General features: G+C 46.8%; 12 protein-coding genes and 1 other RNA gene. 9 read left to right on the top strand and 4 right to left on the bottom strand.

Features of this window, described 5'->3' with window-relative positions; translation table 11 throughout:
• Positions 1 to 11: 11 nt before the first annotated feature.
• Together trpD and BTV99_RS03105 are read right to left on the bottom strand one after the other, a co-directional pair.
• On the bottom strand, positions 12 to 1133 hold the full coding sequence (gene trpD, locus BTV99_RS03110) for an anthranilate phosphoribosyltransferase (protein ID WP_075100902.1): 1122 nt from the start codon (positions 1131 to 1133) through the stop codon (positions 12 to 14).
• A gap of 127 nt (positions 1134 to 1260) precedes the next feature.
• On the bottom strand, positions 1261 to 1884 hold the full coding sequence (locus tag BTV99_RS03105) for an aminodeoxychorismate/anthranilate synthase component II (protein WP_075100901.1): 624 nt from the start codon (positions 1882 to 1884) through the stop codon (positions 1261 to 1263).
• A 526-nt stretch (positions 1885 to 2410) separates the two neighbouring features.
• On the opposite strand from BTV99_RS03105, the gene BTV99_RS03100 reads away from it, so the two are divergent.
• From BTV99_RS03100 to BTV99_RS03090, 3 genes are all read left to right on the top strand, one after another.
• Entirely contained in the window at positions 2411 to 2623 is a 213-nt protein-coding gene (locus BTV99_RS03100; RefSeq protein ID WP_075100900.1) for a hypothetical protein, read from the top strand.
• A 166-nt stretch (positions 2624 to 2789) separates the two neighbouring features.
• Positions 2790 to 4199: a type I glutamate--ammonia ligase gene (glnA, locus tag BTV99_RS03095; protein ID WP_075100899.1), complete on the top strand. Its 1410-nt coding sequence runs from the start codon at positions 2790 to 2792 to the stop codon at positions 4197 to 4199.
• 198 nt (positions 4200 to 4397) lie between these two features.
• Positions 4398 to 5231 carry a DUF4124 domain-containing protein gene (locus BTV99_RS03090; protein ID WP_143507038.1) on the top strand — a complete coding sequence of 278 codons (834 nt, stop codon included), beginning with the start codon at positions 4398 to 4400 and terminating at the stop codon, positions 5229 to 5231.
• A 90-nt stretch (positions 5232 to 5321) separates the two neighbouring features.
• On the opposite strand, the gene BTV99_RS03085 is transcribed toward BTV99_RS03090, so the two are convergent.
• Both BTV99_RS03085 and BTV99_RS03080 read right to left on the bottom strand, forming a co-directional pair.
• Positions 5322 to 6209: an IS982 family transposase gene (locus tag BTV99_RS03085; protein ID WP_075100898.1), complete on the bottom strand. Its 888-nt coding sequence runs from the start codon at positions 6207 to 6209 to the stop codon at positions 5322 to 5324.
• Between the two features lie 135 nt (positions 6210 to 6344).
• On the bottom strand, positions 6345 to 7061 hold the full coding sequence (locus BTV99_RS03080; protein ID WP_075100897.1) for an SIMPL domain-containing protein: 717 nt from the start codon (positions 7059 to 7061) through the stop codon (positions 6345 to 6347).
• A 252-nt stretch (positions 7062 to 7313) separates the two neighbouring features.
• Between BTV99_RS03080 and ffs the strand changes: the two genes are divergently transcribed.
• From ffs to BTV99_RS03050, 6 genes are all read left to right on the top strand, one after another.
• Positions 7314 to 7410, top strand: an RNA gene (gene ffs / locus BTV99_RS03075) — signal recognition particle sRNA small type.
• Positions 7411 to 7671: 261 nt separating this feature from the next.
• Entirely contained in the window at positions 7672 to 8268 is a 597-nt protein-coding gene (locus BTV99_RS03070; protein WP_075100896.1) for a LemA family protein, read from the top strand.
• Positions 8269 to 8315: 47 nt separating this feature from the next.
• Entirely contained in the window at positions 8316 to 11249 is a 2934-nt protein-coding gene (locus BTV99_RS03065) for a M48 family metalloprotease (protein ID WP_075100895.1), read from the top strand.
• Between the two features lie 40 nt (positions 11250 to 11289).
• Positions 11290 to 12126: a hypothetical protein gene (locus BTV99_RS03060; RefSeq protein WP_075100894.1), complete on the top strand. Its 837-nt coding sequence runs from the start codon at positions 11290 to 11292 to the stop codon at positions 12124 to 12126.
• 141 nt (positions 12127 to 12267) lie between these two features.
• Positions 12268 to 13419 carry a 3-phosphoserine/phosphohydroxythreonine transaminase gene (gene serC / locus BTV99_RS03055; protein WP_075100893.1) on the top strand — a complete coding sequence of 384 codons (1152 nt, stop codon included), beginning with the start codon at positions 12268 to 12270 and terminating at the stop codon, positions 13417 to 13419.
• Positions 13420 to 13795: 376 nt separating this feature from the next.
• The gene (locus BTV99_RS03050; RefSeq protein ID WP_075101029.1) at positions 13796 to 15628 is read left to right on the top strand and encodes an extracellular solute-binding protein; all 1833 of its coding nucleotides are present in this window, start codon (positions 13796 to 13798) and stop codon (positions 15626 to 15628) included.
• The last annotated feature ends 104 nt before the right edge of the window (positions 15629 to 15732 follow it).

Genomic DNA, 15732 nt, shown 5'->3' with positions numbered 1-15732 from the left:
GTATGAAAAACTTAAGTGTTTTGCGCCAGCTGCTGAGTATATTGTGCCAAAGACTCAAGCTTGGTCAAGGCATCACCGTTTTGAATGACCTTTTGAGCGCGGCTAACACCATTTGGATAGTTGCTGGCCAGCCCTGCCGTATAAATGGCCGCGCCTGCATTGAGCGCAATCATATCACGAGCTTTGAGCACCGCGCGATCATGAGTGTCTGTACCCGACAGGGCGGCGCGTATTAGCTCCAGACTCTCTTTAGGGGAGTCAACATCCAGACCGATGAGGGTTTGCGATTCGACCCCCGCGTCTTCTGGCATCATCTCAAAGACTGTGACCGTACCGTCTTTTAGCTCAGCGACCGTCGTAGAAGTGGCCAAGCTGATTTCATCTAAGCCGTCTTTGGCACCGACCACCATGACGTGACGCGCCCCTAAGTTTTTCATCACCTTAGCGATAGGCTCACACAGCGCTGCGGTAAAGACGCCAATGACCAGATTGGGCACGCCAGCTGGGTTGGTCAATGGCCCCAAAATATTAAATATCGTTCGCGCTTTTAGCTCACGGCGTACGGGGTTGGCATAGCGCATGGCGCTGTGGTGATTGGGCGCAAATAAAAAGCCAATACCTTGATTTTCTATGCATTGCTTGGCCTGCTCTGGGCTGAGTGTCAAGCTGATTCCTGCCTGTTCAAGCAAGTCGGAGCTGCCAGATTTGGTCGACACGCCGCGGTTACCATGTTTGGCCACTTGTGCCCCTGCCGCTGCTGCGACCAAGGCTGAAGCGGTAGAGACGTTAAACAAATTGGCACCATCACCGCCCGTACCGACGATATCGACCAGATAGTGGCAGTCTGCCGGTGTGATGTTGGCTGCTAAGTCACGCATGGCGCTGGCCGATGCGGTAATCTCGTCGATAGACTCGCCTTTCATGCGCAGACCCGTCAAAATCGCACCCATCATGGCATCACTACATCGACCCTGCATGATAATCAGCATGACTTGATACATCTCATCAAAGGTTAGGTCAATGTGCTGAAAAATTCTCGCCAATGCGGTGGTCAGGAGTTTGTGCGTCTGCTCATCAGACAGCTGAGCGATATGATCTGGGGTGGTGGTATCCTCTGTTTTTATTGTGCTCATTATTCTCTCGCTTAGTATTTTTATAAATAAGGGTTAAAAGGCGCAGGCGTTATGGATTATTTATCATCAGCATTGTCAGTAAATTGGTAAATAAACTGCCGTCAAATAGTCTTGAACCGAACGGACTCTAACCGACTTGCGGTAAGGCATCTGTAGGCAATACTGCCAAACCGTGAGTGTGCAAAAAGTTATTGAGCAGCTGATAGCCTGCTTGGCTTAGGATGGACTCTGGATGAAACTGCACGCCTTCAATGGCGTAGGTGGTGTGACGAACGCCCATGATCTCCTCGATGCTGTCATTACTATGTTGTGTCCAAGCAGTCACCTCTAGACACTCAGGTAAGCTGGCTTGGTCAATCACTAGTGAGTGATAGCGGGTGACTTGCACGGGTGCTGGCAGGCCAAAAAACACGCCTTGGTCGTTATGATATACCGCAGATAGGCGGCCATGCATGACTGCGCCTGCCTTGATGATCTGCGCCCCAAAAGCCTGCCCAATGGCCTGATGGCCAAGACAGATGCCCAAGATAGGTATAAGGCCCTTAAAGGCATCGATAACTTGTAAAGAAATACCCGCTTGGTCAGGGGTACACGGGCCAGGGCCAATCACGATCGCATCTGGTGCGAGAGCTTGGATCTGTTGGAGACTGATCTCATCGTTACGCCAGACGGTGATATGCTGCTGTAGTTCACCGAAGTACTGTACAATATTGTACGTAAAGCTGTCGTAATTATCGATCATCAAAATCATGTGGGTATCAACTTAGTTGGTTTGGCTTTTTTATAAATCTTAGCTTTATAAGTCTTGTTTTCGTAGATATGGGACGACAGCTGTGGTCGTTTTTTCTTTTTTGTTACATGCCTGTTTGCTGCATGGTTGAGCCTGCGTCAGCTTATAGGATTGTCACAGTCTTTATCGTCCGTCGTTATCTTACCACTATTTTGCGTGCTATCAAACGCAGCACGATAGTCAGCAGGTTTATCACAGATTTTTTGTATTACCGCTTATAGTTAGTTTTATATAAAAACACTTTTTTATTGAGCGGCTTGATAGCAAAGTATCTGATGTACTTACATATAAATATATGCAGCGCCGTACCACTACTTACGAATAGATGCCATGTGTGCCGAGCAAGTGAGGCAAACGTGACATGAGGCAATGTATCAAAAACCGACTCACTCTGATATAGTCGATTGAGTTAAAACAGGGCGCAGTGCTGACCAAACAGGTAATTTGCCCCAAAAAAGAGCATTGAAGAGACGGATTGCACCATCGTATGAGCCGATTTGGTGCATTAAAGGTATTAACGGATACACCAAATCATCATATGGTGGTGATCGCCCAAGAAGATATCTTTATCATGTATTGGCAAAAACACGCTAAATATCTGTATTTATTTACTATTTGGCTGATGATGGATTTGCTGCACTATCATGCGCCACGCAGCTTGGCACGGCAGTTGCATCATTATCGTCAGCGGACAATATGATATTTGGTGATGAGCTGCTTCTTTATCAGCTACTGCTGTCTATCACTGTTTATTAATAATAATCAGCCAGCATTTGAACAAAGCAACATTGTCAGTCATATGTTGTTAAAATAGCGTTAAAACAATTTATATTGCAAATATCTAATCAACACAACGGAGACTATTCATGTCGGATAAATTATTGGATCTTATCAAATCATCTAATGCTAAATGGGTTGACTTTCGCTTTACCGATACTCGCGGTAAAGAGCAACACATCAGCTTTCCTGCCTCTACCATCGACGAAGAAGTGCTAGAAGACGGCAAAATGTTTGATGGTTCATCTATCGCTGGCTGGAAGGGCATTGAAGCCTCAGATATGATCCTACGTCCTGACCCTGAGACGGCTTTTATCGACCCGTTTTTTGATGCCGTTACAGTCGTCGTGACCTGCGATATCATCGAGCCATCAACTCTGCAAGGCTACGATCGCGACCCGCGCTCTATCGCTCGCCGCGCAGAAGAGTATCTCAAATCAACGGGCATCGGTGACACTGCTTATTTTGGTCCTGAGCCAGAGTTTTTTGTATTTGATGATGTCAAATGGTCGGTTGAGATGTCGGGCGTGAGTCATAAGATCACCGCTGAAGAAGCGGCATGGTCCACCAACGAAACATACGAGTGGGGCAACATGGCACATCGTCCGCGCGTCAAGGGCGGCTATTTCCCAGTACCGCCAATCGACAGCTCACAAGACATGCGTTCTGTGATGTGTGAGCGTATCGAAGAGATCATCGGTGAGGGCAGCGTTGAGGTGCATCACCACGAAGTAGCCTCTTGCCAGTCCGAGATTGGTGTGGCATTTAACACCATGGTGCGTAAGGCTGATGAAGTGCAGCAATTAAAATACGTCGTGCATAATGTCGCTCATCAGTTTGGTAAGACGGCTACCTTTATGCCAAAGCCTATCGTTGGTGACAATGGCTCAGGTATGCACGTACACATGTCGATCTCAAAAGATGGCGTCAATACCTTTGCGGGCGATGAGTACGCAGGTCTATCAGAAACTGCCCTATACTTTATCGGTGGTATCATCAAGCATGCGCGCGCACTCAATGCGATTACCAACCCATCGACCAACAGTTACAAGCGTCTAGTACCGCATTACGAAGCACCTATCAAGCTTGCGTATTCTGCATCAAACCGTTCAGCGTCTATCCGTATCCCGCACGTGAGCAGTCCAAAAGCAGTACGCGTCGAAGCACGTTTCCCTGATCCAACGGCCAACCCATACTTGTCTTTTGCAGCGCTATTGATGGCAGGTCTGGACGGTATCCAAAACAAGATGCATCCAGGCGAAGCTGCTGACAAAAACTTGTATGACTTGCCACCAGAAGAAGAGGCGCTAATCCCAACGGTAGCAGAGAGCTTGGATGTCGCCCTACAAGCGCTAAAAGACGACCACGAGTTTTTGTTAAAAGGTGATGTGTTTACTCAAGACATGCTAGATGCCTTTATCGCCCTAAAAGAAGAAGAAGTGCAACGTGTCAACGTCACTGTACATCCAGTTGAATTTGACTTGTACTACAGCTGCTAATCAGCTGCGTACTTAAAACGCTGAATTTAAGCTAAATGTAAAATAACATCAAAACACCAGCTAAGTCTGCCTTAGCTGGTTTTTTTATGTGCGAAAATAAAAAGTACACCATCCAATAAATGAATAAAACATCGCTACTGATTTCATCACGCAAATGCCGCATAATAGGAAGTATCAGATTGATTAGGTGGCTTGACCATGACGACATTTATCCTTGCTCATATAAAAAACACTCATATAAAAGACGCTGATGTAACAACCAGCGCTATAAAGTCCAGTACTCTAAAGACCAGAGGCATAAAAGCCAAATGTTTTGGTTTGCTGACAGCGCTGACCGTACTTTCAGGGAGTATCGCAGTACCTATCGCAGTGCCTACCAGTCATGCAGCACCCATCTATAAAGTAGTCGATGAAAAGACGGGGCAAGTCACCTTTACCGATCGGCCACAAAACTATGAACAGCAGACGGATAAAACCGTCAGTCAGACGGCTGTTTCTACTGGTAGAGACACGATTGGTCAGGTAGCGGGCGAGGCGACCTCGTCATCTGCGCCTGTGAGCACGGCCAATAGCACAGATAAGGCGCGCAAGGCAGTGAGTTATCAGCTTATAATCGCCGAGCCTAGCGAGACTCGCGCATATCGCCGTCCTGCTCAAAGCATCGAGGTGCGCGTACAGGTGACGCCTGCCTTGCAGGCGGGTGATGGAGTACGTATTTATCTTGATAGTAGTGAGGTTGCACAAGGGTTAAGTGCTTCTATCGCCACTGTCGATCTTATGCCCGGCGCGCATAACATAAAGGCGGTCATACAAAATAAAAAAGGACAGCTGCTCAAAGAAACAGCCCGTACGGTACATGTGATTCAAAACACTCAAACCCTCCAAAACAATAAAAAAATCGCGCAGCAGCGCTTAGCCTACCAAAATCTACCATGGCATCAAAAACTGCTGTTAAAACTGCGGCAAAAGGATGGCAGTCTACAAACGGTTCAAAATGCACAGCCTAAAACTAATGATGCTTTTACCAAATAAGCGCCATACCCTAATAGCATACAAAAAAGGGCAGTCACTACGATAAGTGGCTGCCCTTGATATCCCTCGATAGTTAGTTAGGTACTTACCTCACTCTCGACTTGAAATAAGCAGCTCAAACTGAAGAGGCGGATTACCAAGTTTTTTGTTGAGTACAAAGCACAGATTATGCGACAGAATCTTACGAATCAATCGATGAGACAAATGCCATAAATCTCTTGCTCGCACTCTTTGTATATTAAATCGTTCTGATAGCTGACCAATGACTGTTTCAACGATACGGCGAGCTTTCATTAGCCGTCTTACCACAGGTTTGGGTCTATCCTCTTTCATGTTGGCTCTGAGTGGCGTTTGTAAATCCACTCCTTGAGCGTCGTAGTACGATGTCAGACTAGGGCTGATATACCCTTTATCAGCGCCAAGTAGCCCATGAATATGAGTGGTGATTTCTGGGGCAACCGCTCTTTCATCAACATTGGCAGGAGCAACGGTAAAGCCTTTAATCATGCCAGATAAATTAACAAGCAAATGTCCCTCAAAGCCATAGTATCTCTCTTGCTTAGCGGCGCAGTAACTAAAAGCTGCTAAGTCTTGATAGTTTTTATGCCGATAAGCGCGTCCATAATGACAGACGGGTATCGGAAAACCATCCATAAAATGAATGTTGTCACGGCCCTCAAGTTCACTGACTTTATCTTGTATCTGCTGTTTGACTTGCCACAGATTGGCGCAGTGCTTTGCGAAGTTAGGGTATGAGCCGATGGCTGGAAACCAGTCTTGCCAATGCTGGGTAAAGTATTGCCAAATCTGTTTGTCTTGATCAAGGTGTAAAAATTCACCGACCATCTCCATGCAAATGATCTCAGGATCACTCAACTTTGGTGCGTAACCTGCACTTCGCAAGGGTTTGGTGACGACTATTTTGTAATATTGCTCTACCATTAAATAGATATTGATGATAAATTCGTCTATGGGCATCTCACAACTCCATTGTATTCTTGGTCGAAAACAATAGATTAGTGAGGTGCTCTTCTTTTTTCAATCACTTTCGAAGTTGAGAGTAAGGTGTACTTATAAAGTTTTTTACTAACAACTGTCTTTATGGCGCAAAAGCTATTTGGTCAGCTCGATGGTGCCGTTGGCGGTGACAGAGATGGTGCTATTGCCCGATTCAAAACTCTGACTAGGTACTGAGGCATCGGCGGCTTCTGCTTTCATATTCATGCTGCCATACATTGGACGAGGGTAGTTGTTTCCTGTGTTTAGATTGACCGTGACCACACGGTAGCCGCGTGCATTCCAAGCGCGCGTTAGGTTTTTGGCCTGCTGCTGAAAAGCGCGAGACGCTTCAGTCATCAGCTTTTGCTCTAGTGCGTCTTTTTTGCTGTCAGAGACGCCAAAGTTTAGGTTATCCATCACTAGCGTTTCTTGCAAATCAGCAATTAGCTGGCTGGTAGCCGCAAAGTCGGTGCTTTTTAGATCGATACTGGCTTGCCCCGTCCAGCCAATGATTTTGTCGTTTTTATCATATCGCGGATAGGTGCGCTGCTGTCCGGTGCTGACCGTCACGCTCGGGTAGCGCTTGGCGATTTTCATGGCATTATTAATAGATGTGTTGAGCGTGGTGGCCAAGGCTTTTGAGGTACTGGCTTGGGCTTTTTTGTACATGCTGGCGCGTACTTCGTCATTTTGCACCTCTTCTTTGACTTCGGTTTGAAAGCTCAGTTGATCATAGCCTGTCGGCTCGGCATGCGCGCTACCCATCATGGCTGTCATTAAACAAGCAGTACCAGAAGCGATGGCCAGTTTATTCAATAGAGTATTTTTCATGGTTATCTCCTAAATCAATGTTAAGGGTATTCATATGAATACTTTCAAAAGGTATTTACAAAGGAAGTTGTACCTCTTATTTTTAAGTGTTGATATGTGTACAACTTCATTCACTAAAATAGCAAAATCTGTATAAGTTGCTGTGAGAATTTTGTGAGCTAGGTTACAGACTTATTTTTCGATTAAAACAAACAGTTTTGAGATAGGGGTTGTAAAATTAAAAAATCCTTGTATAATCTCATCCGGTGGCTCCGTTGGTAGCCTCGCAACATTGTACTATGAATCCCGCCAGGACCGGAAGGTAGCAACGGTAGTAGATACAATGTGTGCCGAGGATGTGCTGACGGAGTCGCTTTTTTTTGCCTAAAATTTGATATTGGTCTTTATCATTGTCCAGTCACAGCCTGTTTTGGTTAATACCTATCTCTATGCCTCTCTAGTACATCAAAATTATAAAACATCAAAAGCAGTTTTCGATATTCAGTCCTTTATCATAAAGGGCTTTTTTTTATCTAAAAATTGCCCGATGCTAGCGCTTCATGAATAAATTTAAGATAAAATACAAGGTATTAACGTATCATTAATACTCTAGACACATTGGGATTTGCTTATGAAGATGTTTATTTGGCTACTGATTATATTCATGGTACTACTGGTCGTGTTTGGGGTGTCGATATTTAATAAATTGGTACGCGCGCGCAATCAAGCAAAAAATGGTTTTGCGCAGATAGATGTCCAGCTCAAGCGTCGTCATGACTTGATTCCAAACTTGGTTGAGGCCGCCAAGCGTTATCTGACGCATGAAGAAGAGACCTTAAGCCGTGTGATTAGCGCCCGTAATCAGGCCCAAAGCCTACAAGACTCTACGCATCATCAGCCAGAGTCGCTTGAGCATATGGCGTTGTTTGCCAAAGCAGAAGGTATGCTGTCTAAAGCTTTGGGGCAACTCTCAGCGGTGGTGGAGGCGTATCCTGAGCTAAAAGCGGATAGCATGATCAAAGAGCTGATGGATGAGCTGACCAATACCGAAAACCGTATAGGCTTTGCCCGTCAGCACTATAACGATAGCGTGATGTTTTATAATAACGACCGTGAGGTGTTTCCAAACAATCTTGTCAGTAGCACTTTTGGCTTTCGTCCGCTCAGCCCACTGGTCTTTGCAGACAGAGAAGTCATTGCCAAAGCCCCTGTTGTAGATATGACTTGAGATACCAAGTAAAAGCACAAAAAGTGTCGCCAATTTGAGATAAGCGGATGGATTTTTTTGCTCAGCAGCGGATACGCACGCGCCGCAGTCTGTTACTTTATGGGCTGTTTTTTTTGATCGTCTTGGCTCATATAGCAGTGGCTCTCGGGGTCGTGTGGTTGTTGTTGACGATATTTACAGGGGGTATTTACTACTGGGCGTTGGTTTTGGTCATCGTTTGGATCATAGCGAGTTTTGTTGGTGGTAGTTTTGTAGAGTATCGCCGCCTCAGAGCGGGTGGCCGCGCGATTGCTCAACGCGTAGGGGCGGTTCGTCTGTTTGTTGATAGCAGTCAGGATGCGTGGGAGCACAGTCAAGGAGTGGCTCAGCAGCACACGGCGGCCAAAAAAGTCCGCTTTAGTGACCGTCAGATCGCAGTGCGTGATGAGCGAGATTTTCCGCCTGTCTATCGCCGATACTACGAAATCGCGCAGCAGCTGGCTATTGCATCGGGGCTGGATATGCCGATATTGTACGTGCTGCCTGATGAGCAAGGTATCAATGGTTTTGTCGCTGGTCGTCACAGTCAAGACATGGTATTGGTCGTGACGCAGGGCGCGCTAGATAAGCTATCTGATGAGGCGCTATACGGGCTGATAGGGCATGAGTATGGTCATATCTTGCATGGTGATGCGACGTTTAATTTACAGCTAATGGTGGTGCTAGCAGGCTTGCAGTTACTCTATGACTGGAGTGATTCTATTAATAATTTTGGTACTGGTCATAAAAGCAACCAGCAAAACTATTTTAACAATGCAGTTAATCAGAATAACCCCTTATCACAAAGAGCTATTGACAGTCAGGCGCGTATTACCGAGGCGCAAACTGCTAATTTTAACACTCATAGCGAATGGGTAGCCTACTGGCAAAACCAGTCGCAAAGCCAGCAATCTTCAGCTAAGAGTCAGTCAAGATGGCTACAACATAATGATAAATTCAATAGTCAAGCGCCGCGTAATATTTGGAAATTATTAATCCATGGATTGAGTTTTTCTAGTATGGCCAGCGCTCAGTTGATCAAGTACAGCTTCAACCGTGAGCGTGAGCTGCTCGCCGACGCCACCAGCGTACAGTTGACCCGCTCGCCGGCGATTATAGAGACTCTAAAAGCGATTCATCAAGACACAGTAGGCTCGCGCTTAACCAACATCGCTGATATCAATGGTCTGAGTCATTTTTTCTTTGCCAGTAGCGGCGCGGACTTAGGGGATGTATCGTGGTTTGCCACGCATCCAAGTTTGGCTGAGCGCATGAGTGTCATCAATGCCAACGCTTATCACGATTTCGCCGTGCAAGTGGCTAAAGAAAAACATCTCAATCAGCAAAAGATAAAAGAAATTTATGAGCAGCGCCGCTTGGGTGATTGGGGCGAAGTCCAAGCAAATAGCCTAAGTAAAGATAAAAAATCAATTTTTAGTAACCTCTCTACTATTGCCACCAAAAAAGACAAAAATGCTGAAGAAAACATCAAAGAAAACGTCGATGTTTTAATCAATGAGCCTAATAATGCCTTAGAGGCAGAGTCGGCGCTGCCCTTTACCACAAAAGAAGATGTCGTGATTGACGGCCGCTTGCAAGTATCAGCAGAGGATATAGGTGCCTGTCAGCTGCTAAAGCCGTGGATGGTAAAACCCAATAGCGATTTACCAAAAAAATCATGGATCGATAGCGACGATTTGCATCAGGTTTGCCTGCCGCAGTACGTGCTGGATCACAGTCATCATTCATTGGGCGCGCAAGCTTTGATCGAAGCCATCATGTTATGCCATCAACGGCGCTTGCTGACGACGACGATGAAATATGATTTGCACGACGTTTGGGAAGGGGTTAGCTGTGATGAAGTATCGCAAAGTAATACGCAACAATATCAAGGTAAGGAACGCGCAGCGTCCACTGTAGATAGCAATCATGACGGTCATAACAACCCGCCCATCTTACCGCATACGATAGATGCTAAATTGCTGACAACGGTGGCCAATTTGGATCGGCGCTTGGACAGTGCGGTGCTGGTTTTTGCGATAAAGCAGCTGCATCAGCAAGACTTATCGGCACAGACAGTTAATGCACAGCGCCTGCAAAACGAGCGTAGCCATGACCATCACGCCCATCAGCATTATCAGGAGCAGAAAAGCAGCCGTACCATGCTCGCTCGCTATCAGTGCGGTTTACTACAGCTGTTTGCTCGCCAGCTGGCGGTGGATTTAACCTTTGACTTTGCTCAGGATATCTCAGCAGACCTTGTGTCTGGCACAGATACACCATTATCAGTATCTGATCAAGTAGCATGCACCAAGTCACAAGAAGTGTCTATTGTGTCATTATGGCAAGCGCTACATTTACAGCGGTTATTGCCAACGCTTTCTGCGGTGTTAAATGACAAAAATACCGATAAGCCGTCTGGCAGGCAGGCGCTATTGCAGGCGGGTATGGAGGATATAGGCGCGCAGCTTGACCCATCAGGTCAGGTGTTTTCTGGTCTGGATGCCGTGAGGAGGTCGGTGCTGATACTACTGGCGTATCGGCTGTCCAAAAACGCCCACCGCCATAGACTGCCAGCATGGGAGAGTGCCGCACACTACATCGTGGATGTGAGGCGGCATGCCCGTTTGATTGATATTGACTTAAATGCCGTCAGCGATGCAAATCTACAGTGGTTGTTAATGACCGCATCTCACTTAAATAGTAGCCAGCTGTTAGCGGTGGTCTGTATGGTGCCAGCGTATCACGCGGACCATGCTGATACAGCGAGCACTCATAAGGCGGAAGATAATAATTGTGGCAAGAGACAACAGGATAGCGGCCAAATAGATTATAATGAGTATCGACGATGGCTAAGTACATTGCATACTGTCATGTTACACGATACGATAATCAGTCAAGATGAATACGACTGCCTGATGATGCTGGCAGAACATTGGTTAGGCGTTCGCCAGCTTTTTTAACATCGCCCGCTCTCAATTAAAAATAAGACAGCAGAACCGCATGAGTGATATCCAAGATCCGCAAATTGTACTACAGCGCCGTGTGCAGCAGCGCCAAATCCTAGCGATGATGGGTATCGATCAGTGGGTGCGCCCAGATGCTGCGACGCTAAGCATGGCTGATATCCCCGCCATTAGCGAAAGTCAGTCAAACCTCTCAAGCCCTAGCATCTCTCTTACCTCTTCGCAGCGCAGTCCTGTCAGCGATGTTAGCGACAGCGAAGCAGCGTGGAATACCCAAAGCCCCGTCAATGACCGCCATCCTCACCACATTGATGATGGCTCGTCAAATCACTTAGATACGAGCGATACGTCCTCTTATCACGATGATGCCTATTTGGATGGCGAGCCTGCTTTACCAACCGGCGCCCAGGTGGTGGCACCACTCGTTGACGCCGTAAAAACAACCACTGCTGCGCCATCAGCGATACATGCATCAGCAGATAAATATGCTGATGAGAGCAACAAAAAGGTGTTGCCGTTTAGTTTGCAAGGTGGCCGCTACGGCAACTGGGTCATACTGGTGGACATGCAAACCCTCAGTGGTGACAGCCAAAAACTGTGGCAAAACATCACCCAAGCATTATCGATGACTTGTGAGACCACGTCGTTTCCGATCTGTGCGGGCATGGATACCGCCGAGCTTGCCAATGCCAGCTTAGCAGGCTATGTTTTTAAGATTGGGCGTAGTGAAGAGGTGCAAGTGGCGGCTTTGACGGCCTTGCCTGACGGGTTGACGCATCCTGCCCTAACTACGCTCCCAACTTTGGATGAGATGCTCGCCGATAGCCGTCTGAAGCGGCAGTTTTGGCAACAGATAGCAAAATCTGTCTCGTAAATAAACATAACTGAGCATTTGAGATAATAAGAAAATTGCCAGACTGACAATGCCTTTAAAAATTCGCCCTAGGCGCTTTAATCGTTAATCAGCTTAGCTGTTAACCAACAATGATGACCTCATCAATTTAGGATAATAACCATGTCTACAACCCCAGAATCCATCCACACATCCAACGCCTCTACCAATCCAAACGCTGCCGCGCATCGTCTGCCAAACTTCTGTGCGGGTCCTGCGACCATGCCCACCACCGTCTTAGAGCGTGCACAAAGCGAGCTGCTTGACTGGCAAGGGCGCGGCCTTTCGGTGATGGAGATGAGCCATCGTAGTAAAGACTATGTCGCTATCACAGAAAAGGCTGAGAGCAAATTACGGGCATTGATGGAGATTCCAGATAACTATAAAGTGCTGTTTTTGCAAGGCGGTGCCAGCTTACAGTTTTCGGCGATTCCTCTGAATTTATTAAATGGTGGGCGCGGTGACTATCTAACGACGGGCGCTTGGTCAGGTAAAGCGGTCAAAGAAGCCAAACGCTATGAAGCCTTGGGGTTGGGCGCAGTCAATGTGGTCGCTACTGGCAAAGACAGTAATTTTACTGACGTGCCTGCCCAAAGCGAGTGGAACCTAAGCGACGATGCGGCGTATTTTCACTACTGTGCCAACGAAACCATTCACGGTCTACAGATATTTGAGCCACCACAAGTCGACGCGCCTATTATTGCCGATATGTCTTCTTGCATTTTGTCGCAGCCGATAGATGTGTCAAAATTTGGCATGATTTACGCCGGCGCCCAAAAAAACATCGGTCCGGCAGGTCTCATCATTGTCATCATCCGTGAAGACTTGCTTGGCCGTGCCAGTGAGTGGTGCCCTATGCTCATGAACTATGAGCACCAAGCCGAAAAAGCGTCGATGTCAAACACCCCAGCGACGTACTCATGGTACTTGGCAGGATTGGTGTTTGATTGGTTAGAGGCGCAGGGCGGCGTGGCTGCGATCGGTAAGATCAACCAGCAAAAAGCCGACTTGCTCTACAAAACTATTGACGACAGCAGTTTTTATAACAACCCCGTTGCCCCTGAGCATCGTTCTATCATGAACGTGCCTTTTACCTTGGCAGACAGCAGTCTGGATAAGGTGTTTTTAGAAGAGTCAGAGGCCGCAGGACTATTGAACCTAAAAGGTCACCGCGATGTCGGCGGCATGCGCGCCAGTATTTATAATGCCGTACCGCTTGAGTGGGTACAGCAGCTGGTGGATTTTATGATTGCCTTTGAAAAAAAGCACGCTTAATCAAGCGATCGCTATAATTCAAACGCTATCACACAAATACTAAAAGACAAAACAGACGCCACTTTTATAAGCGGCGTCTTTTTTTATGAGCAGGCGTTTTATTGTCAGTCAAAAAACCGCTGGGCAAACCTGCTGTGTGCCTAAAAACTGTGCCTCTACTGATGTAAATCCACCTCATCGCTGCGCTGTATTATGGAAAAAGCCTCGAGCATGACGACATCGATCCAGCAAATCATTAGGTGAAAAAACCTAAGTTTGTTATGATAAAATTTTCCGAGGGCAGAGCTTGGCATTGTTTTTTACGTGTTATGGCTATAATGCTCACGTTTTCGCGATGATAGGTACGGTAAGTAAAGAGGTCTATTGATACCCCATGATGCCCAAAAAAGCCCTGCCAAAAACCGTTTTGTTTGCTTTGATCATCGGCTGGCTGCCGATAGCTATGGCAGCGCCTGTTACCACGACAGCGCTTGGTCATAATAGCACCACTGAATATGCCGACGCCCCATATATGCCCTATGCCAATCCAAATGCGCCCAAAGGCGGCACGCTGTCACTCGATGCGCGCGGCACCTTTAATGCGGCCAATAAATGGATGACCACGGGGGTGGCGATGGTCGGTACCGACTATCTGTACGACACGTTGATGACCGGATCATTAGATGAAGCCTTTACCATGTATCCGCAGTTGGCCAGCAAAGTCACCTACGACCCGGATGATACCAGCTGGATTATCTATCATATCAATCCTGCGGCGCGTTTTTGGGATGGCACAGAGGTCACCAGTCATGATGTCAAAGCCACTTATGACGCCATATTAAATAAAGGCCCGATGTATATTCGTAGCTATTTGGGAGATGTCAAAGACATCCAAATTGTCGATAAGCGGCGAGTCAAGTTTGTCTTTGCCTCCGATGATAATAAAGAGATTCTATTAACAGTCGGGCAGTTTCCAGTGTTTGCTAAGTCCTCTATTGATACCGACTTTGAAAAAATCAGCCTAACGCCGCTCATGGGCAGTGGGCCTTATAAGCTTGGCCGCGTCGATGCAGGGCGTTCAGTCAGCTATGTTCGTGACCCCAATTATTGGGGGCGAGATTTGATGGTCAATCGCGGTCGCTATAACTTTGATAGGATTAAGTTTGTCTATTACCAAAGTGATGAGATTGCTTTTGAAGGGTTTAAGTCTGGTCAATATCGTTTTCGCCCAGAAAATAAAGCCTCTAATTGGGCAACCGGTTATCGCTTTCCAGCGGTAAAAGCAGGACTCATTAAAAAAGAAACCATCAGTAGTCAAAATCCGGTACCTATGCAGGCGCTGGTGATGAATTTGCGCCGGCCATTGTTTCAAGACATTCGCGTGCGCCAAGCACTGAGCGCCGCTTATGATTTTGAATGGATGAATAAGACACTGTTTCATGGGCAGTATGAGCGCCTGCAAAGCTTTTTTCATGGCTCAGAACTTGCCGCTACTGGTACGCCATCGCCTACCGAGATGCAGGTATTGAGTCCATTGCTATCTAAGCTTGAACCGATACAGCGCCATGCAGTATTAACGGAGTGGCAACTTCCCACCAGCGATGCCAGCGGCTTCAATCGTGAAGGGTTATTAAAGGCGCGCGCGCTTTTGCTGGATGCAGGTTTTTATTATGACGATATGCAGCTATATCAGCCTGATGGCAAGCGTGCTCGGATTGAGATGCTGATGACGGGCGAGACTATGGGACGTGTGTTGCTGCCTTATATTCGTAATCTCAAGCGTTTAGGGTTTGATGCGACCTTGCGGCAAGTCGATGGCCCACAATATTACGAGCGAATGCGCCGTTTTGATTATGATATGGTGGTCGATGTGTTTGCCCAAAGCTTATCGCCTGGTGCTGAGCAAGTAGGGTTTTGGGGTAGTAGCGCTGCCGATGAGACGGGCAACCGAAACACGGCAGGTATCAAAAACGCGGCGATAGATGAGGTAATAGAGCAATTAGGCGACGCCGAAAGTCGTGAAGAGATTGTTTTATATACGCACGTCCTTGATCGTCTGCTACGCGCAGGTCACTATATGGTACCGCTATATGGCAAATCTAGTACCAATGTTGCCTACTGGAATCAGTATCGCCATAATGGCACACTGCCGACCAATGCAGTCGGAATCGACTACTGGTGGGTGGATAAAGCAGCCGAAGCGCGCGTTAATAACTACTTGAAAAAATAAACGATGGCTTGGGCACCCAAGATTTAACGTATCGTTTATCAAAAATAGCCATTCTCAACACTTAAATAAAAAGATAAGCAACACCTATAACTACTGGTAAGGAT

It is taken from the genome of Psychrobacter sp. Rd 27.2 (assembly GCF_001921755.1).
Taxonomy (GTDB): Bacteria; Pseudomonadota; Gammaproteobacteria; order Pseudomonadales; family Moraxellaceae; genus Psychrobacter; species Psychrobacter celer.
Note: the sequence above shows the minus strand (reverse complement) of the source record. Positions and strands in the feature narration are given on the sequence as shown.